General features: G+C 67.4%; 11 protein-coding genes and 1 pseudogene. All 12 read left to right on the top strand.

What is annotated here, in order from left to right:
- Positions 1 to 49: 49 nt before the first annotated feature.
- Entirely contained in the window at positions 50 to 1,396 is a 1,347-nt protein-coding gene (gene argA, locus E5P2_RS13090; RefSeq protein WP_162567588.1) for an amino-acid N-acetyltransferase, read from the top strand.
- A gap of 28 nt (positions 1,397 to 1,424) precedes the next feature.
- Positions 1,425 to 2,636, top strand: a complete 1,212-nt coding sequence (gene dapC / locus E5P2_RS13085) for a succinyldiaminopimelate transaminase (RefSeq protein WP_162567587.1) — start codon at positions 1,425 to 1,427, stop codon at positions 2,634 to 2,636.
- Complete coding sequence (gene dapD, locus E5P2_RS13080; RefSeq protein WP_162567586.1) at positions 2,633 to 3,457, top strand: 2,3,4,5-tetrahydropyridine-2,6-dicarboxylate N-succinyltransferase; 825 nt, start codon at positions 2,633 to 2,635, stop codon at positions 3,455 to 3,457. The genes dapC and dapD overlap by 4 nt, the downstream gene beginning before the upstream one ends.
- Before the next feature lie 29 nt (positions 3,458 to 3,486).
- Complete coding sequence (locus E5P2_RS13075; protein ID WP_162567585.1) at positions 3,487 to 4,635, top strand: PilT/PilU family type 4a pilus ATPase; 1,149 nt, start codon at positions 3,487 to 3,489, stop codon at positions 4,633 to 4,635.
- A gap of 13 nt (positions 4,636 to 4,648) precedes the next feature.
- Positions 4,649 to 5,827: a succinyl-diaminopimelate desuccinylase gene (gene dapE, locus E5P2_RS13070; RefSeq protein ID WP_162567584.1), complete on the top strand. Its 1,179-nt coding sequence runs from the start codon at positions 4,649 to 4,651 to the stop codon at positions 5,825 to 5,827.
- A complete protein-coding gene (prmB, locus tag E5P2_RS13065; protein ID WP_162567583.1) occupies positions 5,824 to 6,699 on the top strand; it encodes a 50S ribosomal protein L3 N(5)-glutamine methyltransferase in 876 nt (291 codons plus the stop codon). The genes dapE and prmB overlap by 4 nt, the downstream gene beginning before the upstream one ends.
- Positions 6,700 to 6,747: 48 nt before the next feature.
- Positions 6,748 to 8,502: a peptidase M14 gene (locus E5P2_RS13060; RefSeq protein WP_162567582.1), complete on the top strand. Its 1,755-nt coding sequence runs from the start codon at positions 6,748 to 6,750 to the stop codon at positions 8,500 to 8,502.
- Complete coding sequence (locus E5P2_RS13055; protein WP_162567581.1) at positions 8,499 to 10,529, top strand: ABC-F family ATP-binding cassette domain-containing protein; 2,031 nt, start codon at positions 8,499 to 8,501, stop codon at positions 10,527 to 10,529. Before E5P2_RS13060 ends, E5P2_RS13055 begins: the two co-directional genes overlap by 4 nt.
- Before the next feature lie 28 nt (positions 10,530 to 10,557).
- Entirely contained in the window at positions 10,558 to 11,130 is a 573-nt protein-coding gene (locus tag E5P2_RS13050) for a hypothetical protein (protein WP_232080684.1), read from the top strand.
- A gap of 186 nt (positions 11,131 to 11,316) precedes the next feature.
- The gene (locus E5P2_RS37730; protein ID WP_232080683.1) at positions 11,317 to 11,541 is read left to right on the top strand and encodes a hypothetical protein; all 225 of its coding nucleotides are present in this window, start codon (positions 11,317 to 11,319) and stop codon (positions 11,539 to 11,541) included.
- Between the two features lie 100 nt (positions 11,542 to 11,641).
- The gene (locus E5P2_RS13040) at positions 11,642 to 12,544 is read left to right on the top strand and encodes a LysR family transcriptional regulator (RefSeq protein ID WP_162567579.1); all 903 of its coding nucleotides are present in this window, start codon (positions 11,642 to 11,644) and stop codon (positions 12,542 to 12,544) included.
- Between the two features lie 438 nt (positions 12,545 to 12,982).
- Positions 12,983 to 13,255, top strand: a pseudogene (locus tag E5P2_RS13035) (site-specific integrase); the annotation flags it as partial.
- Positions 13,256 to 13,349 lie beyond the last annotated feature (94 nt).

Here is a 13,349-nt window from a genome sequence, read left to right as displayed (position 1 = left end):
AAATCGCCGATTATCTTGCGCCGGCCTTTCCGCCGCTCCCACCCTCCCCATGTCCACCGTTTTCAACTTCACCTTCGTCCCCTGGTTCCGCTCGGTGGCGCCCTACATCCACATGCACCGCGGCAAAACCTTCGTGGTTGCGATCGCGGGCGAAGCCATCGCGGCGGGCAAGCTGCCGAACATCGCGCAGGACCTGGCGCTGATCCAGAGCATGGGCGTCAAGGTCGTGCTGGTGCACGGCTTTCGCCCGCAGGTCAACGAGCAGCTGCGCGCCAAGGGCCATGCGGCGCGCTACTCGCATGGCATGCGCATCACCGACGAGGTCGCGCTCGATTGCGCCCAGGAGGCCGCCGGCCAGCTGCGCTACGAGATCGAGGCCGCATTCAGCCAGGGCCTGCCGAACACGCCGATGGCCGGCTCCACCGTGCGCATGATCTCGGGCAACTTCATCACGGCGCGGCCCGTGGGGGTGGTCGACGGCGTCGACTTCCAGCATTCGGGCCTGGTGCGCAAGGTCGATGCGGTGGGCATCCGCCGTGGGCTGGATTTCGGCGCCATGGTGCTGATGTCGCCCTTCGGCTTCTCGCCGACCGGCGAGGCCTTCAACCTCACGATGGAAGAGGTCGCGACCAGCGTGGCGATCTCGATCCAGGCCGACAAGCTGATCTTCCTGACCGAGATCCCCGGCATCCCCCTCGACACCAGCCGGCCCGTCGGCGAGGACAACCCGATCGACACCGAGTTGCCGCTCGACACCGCGAAGAAGCTGCTGGCCTCGCTCGCGCCGGCGCAGCGGCCGACCGACACCGCGTTCTATCTGCAGCACTGCGTCAAGGCCTGCGAGGCGGGCGTGGAGCGCAACCACATCCTGCCCTTCTCCGTCGACGGCTCGCTGCTGCTCGAGGTCTACGTGCACGACGGCATCGGCACGATGGTGATCGACGAGAAGCTCGAATCGCTGCGCGAGGCCACGGCCGACGACATCGGCGGCATCCTGCAGCTGATCGAGCCCTTCGAGCGCGACGGCACGCTGGTCAAGCGCAGCCGCACCGAGATCGAACGCGACATCGGCCAGTACACGGTGATCGAGCACGACGGCGTGATCTTCGGCTGCGCCGCGCTGTACCCCTATCCGGAGGCGAAGACCGCCGAGATGGCGGCGCTGACCGTGTCGCCGCAATCGCAGTCGCAGGGCGACGGCGAGCGCATCCTCAAGCGCATCGAACAGCGCGCCAGGGCGCTGGGCATCGAAAGCATCTTCGTGCTGACCACGCGCACCATGCACTGGTTCCTGAAGCGCGGCTTCCAGCAGGTCAACCCCGACTGGCTGCCCGAAGCGCGCAAGCGCAAGTACAACTGGGACCGCAAGAGCCAGGTGCTGGTCAAGCGGCTGTAGCCCTGACGCACACACGACAATCCAGGCCATGAACCCCCTGCTCGCCAAACTGCAGCCCTACCCCTTCGAGCGGCTGCGACAACTCTTTGCGGGCGTGACGCCCAATGCCGATTTCAAGCCGATCAGCCTCGGCATCGGCGAGCCCAAGCACGCGACGCCGCAATTCATCAAGGACACCCTGTGTGCCAGCCTCGGCGCATTGGCCGCGTACCCGGCCACGGCCGGCGAACTCAGGCTGCGCGAGGCCTTCACCGGCTGGCTGAAGCGGCGCTACGACCTGCAGCTCGACCCGGCCACGCAGGTGCTGCCGGTGAACGGCTCGCGCGAGGCGTTGTTCGCGCTGGCGCAGACGGTGGTGGACGCGACGAAGGTGCCGGCGCCGGTGGTGCTGTCGCCCAATCCCTTCTATCAGATCTACGAAGGCGCGGCCCTGCTCGCGGGCGCCGAGCCGCACTACGTGCCGAGCGTGCCCGGGCGCAATTTCGCCGTCGACTGGGACAGCGTGCCCGAGGACGTGTGGCGCCGCACGCAGCTGGTGTTCGTCTGCTCGCCCGGCAACCCGACCGGCGCCGTGATGCCGCTCGACGAATGGCGCAAGCTGTTCGCGCTGTCCGACCGGCATGGCTTCGTGATCGCCGCCGACGAGTGCTACAGCGAGATCTATTTCCGCGACGAGCCGCCGCTCGGCGGGCTCGAGGCTGCGGCCAAGCTGGGCCGCCACGACTTCCGCAACCTGATCGCCCTCACCTCGCTGTCCAAGCGCAGCAACGTGCCGGGCCTGCGCAGCGGCTTCGTGGCGGGCGATGCCGCCATCATCAAGTCCTTCCTGCTGTACCGCACCTACCACGGCAGCGCGATGAGCGGCGCGGTCGCCGCGGCCAGCATCGCGGCCTGGAACGACGAGGTGCACGTGGTCGACAACCGCGCGCAGTACCGTGCCAAGTTCGCCGCCGTGACGCCGCTGCTCGAACCGGTGCTCGACGTTCGGCTGCCCGACGCCAGCTTCTACCTCTGGGCCGGCATCCCGGCTTCATGGCAGGGCGACGATCAGGCCTTCGCCCGCGCGCTCCACGCTCACTACAATGTGACCGTGCTGCCCGGCAGCTATCTCGCCCGCGAGGTCGGCGGCATCAACCCTGGCCGCGGACGCATCCGCATGGCGCTGGTGGCGGATACCGCCGAATGCACCGAGGCTGCGCAGCGCATCGTGAACTTCATCCAGAACCGAGCTTTCTCATGACCCAACAACTTCAGCAGATCATCGACGCCGCGTGGGAAGACCGCGCCAGCATTTCCCCCAGCAGCGCGCCGAAGGAAATCCGCGATGCCGTCGAGCACGTGATCGTCGAACTCAACAACGGCAAGCTGCGGGTCGCCACGCGCGAGAGCGTAGGCCAGTGGACCGTGCACCAGTGGATCAAGAAGGCCGTGCTGCTGTCGTTCCGCCTCAAGGACAACGAACAGATCCAGGCCGGCGCGCTGGGCTTCTACGACAAGGTGCAGACCAAGTTCTCGCACCTGTCGGCCAACGAACTCCAGGAAGCCGGCGTGCGCATCGTGCCGCCCGCCGTGGCACGCCGCGGCAGCTTCATCGCCAAGGGTGCGATCCTGATGCCTTCCTACGTCAACATCGGCGCCTACGTCGGCGAAGGCACGATGGTCGATACCTGGGCCACGGTCGGCTCCTGCGCCCAGATCGGCGCCAATGTGCATCTCTCGGGCGGCGTCGGCATCGGCGGCGTGCTGGAGCCGCTGCAGGCCGGCCCGACCATCATCGAGGACAACTGCTTCATCGGCGCGCGCTCCGAAGTGGTCGAAGGCGTGGTGGTCGAAGAGAACTCCGTGCTGTCGATGGGCGTGTACATCGGCCAGAGCACGCCGATCTACGACCGCGCGACCGGCGAAGTCAGCTACGGCCGCGTGCCTGCGGGCTCGGTGGTGATCAGCGGCACGCTGCCCAAGGACAATGGACGCTACAGCCTTTACGCGGCGATCATCGTGAAGCGTGTGGACGCCCAGACCCGCGCCAAGACCTCGCTGAACGACCTGCTGCGAGACTGATCTCAACCCTGACGCCGAGGAGTGGACCGATGAACACGATGGAGCGAATTCTTCGCCTGATGGCCGAGCGCAAGGCCTCCGACATCTACCTTTCGGCCAACTCGCCGGCGCTGATCCGGATCAACGGCAACTGCCTGCCGGTCAATGCACAGGTGCTGCCGCCCGAGGCGCCGCTCAACCTGCTGGCCGAGGTGGTGCACGAAAGCCGCATCGCCGAACTCGAACGCAGCGGCGAACTGAACATGGCGATCGCGCTGCCCGGCGCCGGCAATTTCCGCATCAGCGCCATGCGCCAGCGCGGCAGCTACGCGGTCGTGGTGCGGCACATCGCATCGATCATTCCGTCCTTCGACGAGCTGAATCTGCCGGAGATCCTCAAGACGCTCATCATGGAAAAGCGCGGCCTGATCCTGATGGTGGGTTCCACCGGCGCCGGCAAGAGCACCACGCTGGCGTCGATGCTCGACTACCGCAACGAGAACGCCACCGGCCACATCCTGACGGTCGAAGAGCCGATCGAATTCACCTTCACCAACAAGAAGTCGATGGTGAACCAGCGCGACGTGGGCAGCGACACGCAGTCGCTGCAGATCGCGCTCAAGAACGCCCTGCGACAGGCGCCCGACGTGATCCAGATCGGCGAGATCCGCGACCGCGAGACCATGACGGCCGCGATCGCCTATGCGCAGTCGGGCCATCTGTGCGTGGCCACGCTGCATGCCAACAACAGCTACCGCGCGCTGAACCGCATCCTGAGCTTCTATCCGGTCGAGGTGCGTGCCACGCTGTTGGGCGATCTCGGCGGCGCACTGCGTGCGATCGTCGCGCAGCGCCTGCTGCGCACGCCCGCGAACACGCGCGTACCGGCGCTCGAAGTGCTGCTGAACACGGCCCTGGTGGCCGACCTGATCGGCCAGGGCGACTTCTCGGCCGTGAAGGAGGCCATGGAGCAGTCGATGGCCGAAGGCTCGCAGACCTTCGAGGAGGACATCGCGCGCCTGGTCGTGGGCAACGTGGTCACGCGTGAGGAAGGCTTGTCGCAGGCCGACTCGCCGACCAACCTCATGTGGCGTCTGCAGAACCGCACGGCGCCGCCCGCGCGCAACGAGGACCGCGCCCTGCTCGACCAGGTCGAAGAGCCGACCTTCACGGACATCACGCTCGACGTCCGGTTGTAGAACTGAACCCCCGATGTCGCGAACGCTGCAGCTTGCCGAACAACTGATCTCCCGCCCTTCTGTCACGCCCGAGGATGCGGGCTGTCAGCAGATCCTCGGCGAGCGCCTGGCGGCCCTCGGCTTCCGGCTCGAAACCATCGAGGGCGGGCCGGCCGACTTCCGCGTGACCAATCTCTGGGCCGTGCGCCCGGGCACCGCCGACGCGACGTCGGCGCGGACCGCGGCCTTCGCCGGCCACACCGACGTGGTGCCCACCGGCCCCATCGAGCAGTGGCGCAGCCATCCGTTCACGCCCACCCATCGCGACGGCCGGCTCTACGGCCGCGGTGCCTGCGACATGAAGACCTCGCTGGCGGCCTTCGTCGTTGCTATCGAGGAGTTCCTCGCCGCCAAGCCCGACCCGCGCCTCACGCTCGCCTTGCTGCTCACCAGCGACGAGGAAGGCCCCGCGCGCGACGGCACGGTGGTGGTCTGCGACGCGCTGGCCGCGCGCGGCGAACGCATCGACTACTGCATCGTCGGCGAACCGACCTCGGTCGAGCGCTGCGGCGACATGATCAAGAACGGCCGGCGCGGCACGCTGAGCGGCAAGCTGACCGTGAAGGGCGTGCAAGGCCACATCGCCTATCCGCACCTGGCGAAAAATCCTGTGCACGCGCTGGCGCCGGCGCTGGCCGAGCTGGTCGCCATCAACGAGGCCGGCGGCTGGGATGCCGGCAACGCGTTCTTCCAGCCGACCAGCTGGCAGGTGAGCAACATCCATGCGGGGACCGGCGCCAGCAACGTGATTCCGGGCTCGGCGGTGGTCGACTTCAATTTCCGTTTCTCGACCGAATCGACCCCCGAGTCGCTGCAACAGCGCGTGCAGGCGGTGCTCGACAGCCATGGGCTCGACCACACGCTCGCATGGACGCTCGGCGGCCTGCCCTTCCTCACGACGCCTGGCGAACTGGTCGAAGCGGTGCAGCAGGCGATCCGCGACGAGACCGGCATCGAGACCGAGCTGTCGACCAGCGGCGGCACCAGCGACGCGCGTTTCATCGCCAGGATCTGCAGGCAGGTGATCGAGATGGGCCCGGTCAACGCAAGCATCCACAAGATCGACGAGCACATCGCGGTCGCCGAGATCGAACCGCTGAAGAACATCTACCGGCGCACGCTGGAACGGCTCGACGCGCTGCTGCCGACATGAGCAGCGTGATCGAGCTGATCGAAGCCGGCGCAAGGCAGCTGAGCGACGCCGGCGTCGCCTTCGGCCACGGCACCGACAACGCGTTCGACGAAGCAGCCTGGCTGGTGCTGTGGCGGCTGCAGCTGCCGCTGCACGAACTCGACGCGGTGGCCGATCGCCCGGTCTCGCCGGCCGATGCGGTGCGCGTCGCCGAACTGCTCGCGGCCCGCATCGCTTCGCGCAAGCCGGCGGCCTACCTCACGAAAGAAGCGTGGCTTCAGGGGGTGCCCTTCTACATCGACGAGCGCGCCATCGTGCCGCGCAGCTTCATCGCGGAGCTGCTGGCGGACGGCGGCATCGATCCGTGGCTCGGCGAGCACACGCGGCGCGTGCTCGACCTGTGCACCGGCAACGGCAGCCTCGCGGTGCTGGCGGCACTGACCTATCCGGAGATCGCGGTCGACGCCGCCGATCTGTCGGCCGAGGCGCTCGAAGTGGCGGCCATCAACGTGACGCGCCATCAGCTCGATGCGCGCATCACGCTGCTCGCGTCCGACGGGCTCGCCGGCGTGCGCGGTCCCTACGACCTGATCCTCTGCAACCCGCCCTACGTCAATACACGAAGCATGGCCGCGCTACCCGCCGAATACCGTGCCGAGCCCGCGCTGGCACTGGCCGGCGGTGCCGACGGCATGGACTTCGTGCGCCAGCTGTTGCACGATGCACCCCGATGCATGACGCAGGCGGCGGTGCTGGTGCTGGAGATCGGCAACGAGCGCGCCCACTTCGAGGCCGCGTTCCCCGCGGTCGAGGCCGTGTGGCTCGAAACCTCGGCCGGCGAAGACCAGGTGCTGCTGCTGACCCGCGACGCGCTGGCGACCCTGGCCGGCTGAACGGGCGCGCGGCATGACCGTGCTCGCGCCGACCTGCAGACGCAAAGAATGAACGTCCTTCTCGACACCCGATTGCCGCGCACGCTCGACGCCTGGGTGCAGTCGATGCTGGCCGACGGCCGCCCCGGCCTTCGCATCGATGCGTGGCTGTTCGAAGGGCTGGCCGCACGACGTGCCGCCGAACAACGCCTCGCGGAGGCCGGCATCGCGGCACGCTTTCGCAGCGCCTACAAGCCATTGGTCCATCACTTCCAGGAAGAGGTCGACCTTGCCGGGCTGGCCAGCGTGACGGTTCACTGCCCGGTGCATCCGATGGCATCGGCGCGCCGCTTCGCGCTGGAGGCCTATCCGCTCGCGGAGATGCTTACGGGCATCGAACTGCAGCTCGTGCCGCAGCCACCGTCCGAGGCCACGCCGCGCCACGAAATCGAACTGCGCTGGCATGACGGCAGGCAGCGCACCGACGCGGTCTTCGCACCCAACCGGGTGCACCAGGATGTGCTCGGCAACACCCTGCTGTCGCCCTGCGCCTGGATGAAGATCACGCAAGGCGAAGCGCCGGTGACGGACGGCGCGCGACCCTCCGACTACGAAGCGCTGTTCCGGCTCGCGATGGACACGCTGCACCAGCATCCCTGGCCGGTCACGGAACCTTATTTCGAACGGCTCGACATCCGCGTCGATCTGCCGGGCGTCGCGGCCACGGCGGAGAGCGGCGCACCCTGGGTCGATCTTCACGAGGCGCTGCACGAGGATCTGTACTTCTCGCTGCTGGAGCTGTTCCAGCAGCGCAGCGGACGGCCGCCCGGCGATCGCCGTTTGCAGCCGGGCCAGATCGTGCCGGACGTGCGCGTGAGTGAAGGCAAAGTGGGCTTGCGCATCGGCTTGCGCGAATACCCGGCACCGATCGCCGATGAGGGGGCCGCGAACGACATCCCGCTCGACAGGATCGCGGCCCCGCTCGGCTTTGCGCGCATCGCGGAGGAACTTGCAGCGATTCCGGGCGAGCGCTTCGAAGCCACGAGCCGGCAAGGCCGGGCCGTGGTCGGCATCTACCATCCAGGCGCCGGCCCGGCGGTGATCGTCAGCGGCGGCCAGCATGCCAACGAGACCTCGGGCGTCGTGGGCGCGCTGCGCGCGGCGCGGCATCTGGCCGCGCAGCCGGACGCGCACTTCGCGCTGATCGCGCTCGAGAACCCCGACGGCTACGCATTGCACCGCGAGCTCTGCGCGCACTCGCCACAGCACATGCATCATGCGGCGCGCTACACGGCGCTGGGCGACGACGTCGAATACCGCGAACATGCGCCCTTCCACGAGCGCGAGGCGCGGCACGAAGCGCTGCGCCTGTCGGGCGCCGCATTGCACATCAACCTGCACGGCTACGCCGCGCACGAGTGGACGCGTCCGCTGACCGGCTACATTCCGCGCGGCTTCGCGCTGTGGACGATGCCCAAGGGCTTCTTCCTGGTCCTGCGCTACCGCAAGGGATGGGCGGACACGGCGCGGCGGCTCGCCAAGCATGTCTGCGGCCGGCTGGCAGAGCGGCCCGAACTCATGGCCTTCAACGCGGCCCAGCTCGCCACCTACAATACGCATGCTGGCGCGCTTCCCTTCGAAGTCATCCGCGGCACGGCCTGCTCCCTCAGCGAGGTCGACCGCCCCGGACCCGCCCTGACCCTGATCACCGAGTTTCCGGACGAAACGATCTACGGTGATTCCTTCGTATTTGCCCACGACACCCAGACCGCCGCCGTGCTGGCCGCGGTCGAAGCCATAGGCCTGATTTCGCCGAGTCCATGATCACCCTGAAGAACGTCATCCTGCGCCGCAGCGCCAAAGTGCTGCTCGACGGCGCGAGCGTCACCATCAACCCCGGCGAGAAGGTCGGGCTGGTGGGACGCAACGGCGCCGGCAAGTCCACCTTGTTCGCGCTCTTCAACGGCACGCTGCACGAGGACGGCGGCGACTTCTCGCTGCCACGCCAGTGGCGCATGGCCCAGGTCGCGCAGGACATGCCCGAAACCGAGGAAGGCGCCAGCGATTTCGTGGTCGGCGGCGACACGCGGCTGGTGGAACTGCGCCAGGCCCTGGCCGCGGCCGAAGCGGCGCACGAGACCGACCCCGACGATCACGACATGGGCATGGCCCTGGCCCATGCCTACACCGACCTCGCCGATGCGGGCGAGCACGATGCGCTGCCGCGCGCCCAGGCGCTGGTGCTCGGCCTCGGCTTCAAGGTGCACGAGCTCGACCAGCCGGTCAACAGCTTCTCGGGCGGCTGGCGCATGCGTCTGCAACTGGCGCGCGCGCTGATGTGCCCGAGCGACCTGCTGCTGCTCGACGAACCCACCAATCACCTGGACCTGGATGCCCTGGTCTGGCTCGAGTCCTGGCTGCAGAAATACGCCGGGACCATGATCGTGATCAGCCACGACCGCGAATTCCTCGACGCCGTGACCGACGTCACGCTGCACATCGAGCATGCCAAGCTCACGCGCTATGGCGGCAACTACAGCGCCTTCGAAACGCTGCGCGCGCAGCAGATGGAGTTGCAGCAGTCCGCCTTCGCCAAGCAGCAGGACAAGATCGCGCACCTGCAGAAATTCATCGACCGCTTCAAGGCCAAGGCCAGCAAGGCCAAGCAGGCGCAGAGCCGGGTCAAGGCGCTGGAGCGGATGGAAAAGGTGGCGCCGCTCTTGGCCGAAGCCGACTTCACCTTCGAATTCAAGGAGCCGGGCAACATCCCGAACCCGATGCTCTCGATCAGCGATGCGAGCTTCGGCTACCGGGCCGAGGGCGAGCCGCCGAAGACCATCCTGCGCGGCGTGAGCCGCTCGATGCTGGCCGGCCAGCGCATCGGCATCCTGGGCGCGAACGGACAGGGCAAGTCGACGCTGGTCAAGACCATCGCGCGCGAAATGGGCGCGCTGGCCGGCACGGTGACCGAGGGCAAGGGCCTCAACATCGGCTATTTCGCGCAGCAGGAACTCGACGTGCTGCGCCCGCAGGACACGCCGCTCGAGCACATGGTGCGCATGGCGCGCGAGCTCGGCGCGAGCGTCAAGGAGCGCACCGGCGAGCAGGACCTGCGCGGCTTCCTCGGCAGCTTCAATTTCAGCGGCGACATGGTCAAGCAGCCGGTCGGCACGATGAGCGGCGGCGAGAAGGCGCGCCTGGTGCTGGCCATGATGGTCTGGCAGCGCCCCAACCTGCTGCTGCTCGACGAGCCGACCAACCACCTGGACCTGGCGACGCGCGAGGCCCTGGCCGTCGCGCTCAACGAGTTCGAAGGCACGCTGATGCTGGTGAGCCATGATCGGGCGCTGCTGCGCTCGGTCTGCGACGAATTCTGGCTGGTCGGACGTGGCGTCGTCGCCGACTTCGATGGCGATCTCGACGATTACCAGCGCTACCTGCTGGACGAGGCCAAGCGCCAGCGCGAAGAGGCCAAGGCGGCCACACGCGACGCGATCGCCGCTGTCGCCGTGGCCGAAGCGCCGCCGCCTGCCGTCCAGGCAGCGAAGACGCCGGCGCCCACGGCCCCCGAGGCGGCGTCCGGCAGGACTCAGCGCAAGGCCGACGCGCAGGACCGCCAGTTGCGCAGCGACCAGGCCAAGCCGCTCAAGCGCGAGCTCGCGCAGATCGATCAGCGACTCGCCAGCGCCGGCGCCGAGAAGGCCTCGCTGGAAGCCCGGCTGGCCGCGCCGCTTGCAGCGGCGGAGATTGCCGAGGCCGGCAAGCGGCTCAAGGCCCTGAACGACGAGATCGGCGAACTCGAGGAGCGCTGGCTGGCCCTGTCGGATCAGCTGGAGGCGCTCGCCGCATAACGAATAGGCGTGATAGGCTGCACCCAGCATGCCTTCGGCCATCGAACTCGCCCAGGGGGATCCCCAGCTCATTGCCGCGATCCGGCGCAGCCGGCGCCTGCTCGGGCGCAAGGCGCTCATCGCTGCCGCGGCGAGCGCGGTCCCGCTGCCGGGTGTCGACTGGGCCGCCGACGCTGCCCTGCTCACGCGGCTGGTTCCGCAGATCAGCGCCGAATTCGGCCTCTCGGTGACCCAGATCGAACGCCTGGCGCCGCACGAGCGCGACCGGATCCAGAAAGCGGCATCGGCGGTCGGCGCCTTGCTGGTCGGCAAATTCGTGACGCGCGAGCTGCTGCTCAGGCTGGCGCGCCATGCCGGGATCCGGCTGACGGCCCAGCAGGCAGCCAAATACGTCCCGGTCGCGGGCCAGGTGGTGTCTGCCTCGCTGGGCTACGCCGCGCTGCGCACGCTGGGCGAGCTGCACATCCGGGATTGCGTCAAGGTCGCGCAATCCGTCGGGCGCAGACTTCCCTCGCCTCCGCCCCCCGAGGCAGGAGAGCCGGACAGGCCGCGAACCCCTTCGCGCCTCACTCGAACATGGGATCGCCTGCGGCTGCGATGAGGCCGACCATCGCAGGCCATTTGCCCCCACAGGCTGTTGGCCTACCACGACACGCGATCCTGGACAATTGGCCAAGAGGGTCATAATCACCAAACTCCGGGTACGGATGCGGAGACGACCGGCAAAGACGACACGAGACAGATCAAGGTGACGTCGTTCCGCACGGCGAAATCGGAGGAGCGGAAGATGAATGAGACAGACCTTGCAGCAGCGATAGAAAGGCTCATGGCCCGAGTCGACTACTACCTGCACTGCGAATTGGACGAAGAGTACGACCACGATCGGCCGGATACCGCGCGCCACCTGCTCGAAGCAGCGCTGAGGCAGGAACTGCTGCGCGCCAGCGCAGTCGGCATGGTGTCTGCCATCACCACCGCCGGCGCTTCCGCCCTGGACGACGAAACCCCCTGACACCGCTGCCGAAGCCTGCAAGCAGTCCTTGCAACGCTGATTGGGCTCGTCCCGCACCGGCCGGTGCGCTGGCGAACACGGTGCGCTAGAGTCGACCGCAGTGGACAGCCTCGACCTGATCAAGACCTTCTGCGAAGTTGCCGCGCACGGCAGCTTCTCGCGCGCCGCCAAGAAGCTCGACATGTCGAAGGCTTCCGTGAGCAAGTACGTGGCCGAGCTGGAAACCCGCTTCGGCGTGCGGCTGCTCAATCGCTCGACACGTTCCGTGAGCCTGACCGATGCCGGCGTGCTGCTGCTCGAGCGAAGCAAGCCCGTTCTCGAAATGGTGGAGCTCACCCAGGCCGAACTCCAGGAGCATGCGAGCCGGCCCACCGGCCGCCTGCGCATCGCGGCACCGCACGGTATGGGACAGGGCGATCTGCCCAAGCTGCTCGGGCAATTCATGGGGCACTACCCTGAAGTCAGCCTCAGCGTGCAATTCAGCAGCCGCACGATCGACATGGCCGAAGAAGCCATCGACCTGGCGCTGCGCTTCGGCCCGATCGAGGACGACAACCTGATCGTGCGCAAGCTGGCGCTCGTCAAGCTGGCCGTCTGCGCATCGCCGGCCTACTGGAAGAAGCACGGCACGCCGCTGCATCCTGCCGAGCTGTCCGACCACGAGGCGCTCACCCATTCGCGTTCCGGCCCGCATCCGCAGTGGCGCTTCGAAGTCGATGGCCATCCGCTCGACGTGGCTGTCAAAAGCCGGATGGATGCGACCGAGAACGCCGCATTGGTCCAGGTGGCGCTGCAGGGCTTCGGCGTGGTCTATATGCCGGCCCTCATGGTGCAATCGCACATCGACCATGGCGATCTGGTGCCTGTGCTGCAGGACCATGTTCGCAACGACATGTGGCTTTCCGCCGCCTACCTGCAGCGACGCCACAACAGCGCCGCCTTGCGGGCACTGCTGGATTTCCTGCAGACGCGGATCGGCGTGAAGGATGTCGCAGGGCGCTGAAGCGCAGGGATGCGGGTCGTCTGCCGGGGACGCCTCGCATTCGACGCAACCCGCCGATGCCCAATTTCGAATCCGGGTCGCATTCGGCCGGGCCGGTGATCGACGCCGCCCTCTCTTTATCTATGACTCTTCCGGCCAGCCCGTGAAGATGTTGTAGTCCGCACGATTCGCGTCATAGCAGCTCAAGGGAAGGTGAGCCGCGCAAGCCGATCAAGAAGCCCAAGCGCACGCGGGGCGCAAGGCTGAGAAGAAAAGCGCATGATGATGATCACAGGCTCTTCGGGGCCTTCTTCGTGACGTGGAAGTGCCGGCAATCGGCGTGGCGACAAAACTAGATGCCACAGCCCTCAGCCAAACTCTTGTTCGCCAGATCCAGTCTTTCATTCATCCAGCCAAGCTTCGACTCATCGAAATCGCCGTCGCCCTCTTTCCCTGGGCATGCTTCGGGACCGCAGGGCACTCATGGAAGACCTTGGATACACCGTGATTTTTCCGAAGCTGCAGGGCCGCACATGGGACGGCGAGGACGTGAGCCGGGGCCATGCCACCGCCGCGATTCAAAGACACCCAAACCACCTGAGCGGGGACCGTGCGACACCTCACGCGCTGCGCCACACGTTCGCCTCGCGGCTTCTGCAATCGGGCGTCTCGCTTGCCAAGGTCTCGAAGCTATTGGGCCACTCGTCGATTGCGATGACGGCCCGCTATGCGCACCTCGCGGACGATGCGCTGCACGCTGAGGCTTGGTATATGCTGGAGCGCATTCATGGGGCCACCCACAAAAGTCCCCTCACCACAGTCCCGA

The sequence above is a fragment of the Variovorax sp. SRS16 genome (genome assembly GCF_901827165.1).
In the GTDB taxonomy this organism is placed as follows: domain Bacteria; phylum Pseudomonadota; class Gammaproteobacteria; order Burkholderiales; family Burkholderiaceae_C; genus Variovorax.
Note: the sequence above shows the minus strand (reverse complement) of the source record. Positions and strands in the feature narration are given on the sequence as shown.

Coding starts and splice junctions, on each gene's coding strand:
- argA (WP_162567588.1), top strand. CDS start 50: ATGTCCACCGTTTTCAACTTCACCTTCGTCCCCTGGTTCCGCTCGGTG.
- dapC (WP_162567587.1), top strand. CDS start 1,425: ATGAACCCCCTGCTCGCCAAACTGCAGCCCTACCCCTTCGAGCGGCTG.
- dapD (WP_162567586.1), top strand. CDS start 2,633: ATGACCCAACAACTTCAGCAGATCATCGACGCCGCGTGGGAAGACCGC.
- E5P2_RS13075 (WP_162567585.1), top strand. CDS start 3,487: ATGAACACGATGGAGCGAATTCTTCGCCTGATGGCCGAGCGCAAGGCC.
- dapE (WP_162567584.1), top strand. CDS start 4,649: ATGTCGCGAACGCTGCAGCTTGCCGAACAACTGATCTCCCGCCCTTCT.
- prmB (WP_162567583.1), top strand. CDS start 5,824: ATGAGCAGCGTGATCGAGCTGATCGAAGCCGGCGCAAGGCAGCTGAGC.
- E5P2_RS13060 (WP_162567582.1), top strand. CDS start 6,748: ATGAACGTCCTTCTCGACACCCGATTGCCGCGCACGCTCGACGCCTGG.
- E5P2_RS13055 (WP_162567581.1), top strand. CDS start 8,499: ATGATCACCCTGAAGAACGTCATCCTGCGCCGCAGCGCCAAAGTGCTG.
- E5P2_RS13050 (WP_232080684.1), top strand. CDS start 10,558: ATGCCTTCGGCCATCGAACTCGCCCAGGGGGATCCCCAGCTCATTGCC.
- E5P2_RS37730 (WP_232080683.1), top strand. CDS start 11,317: ATGAATGAGACAGACCTTGCAGCAGCGATAGAAAGGCTCATGGCCCGA.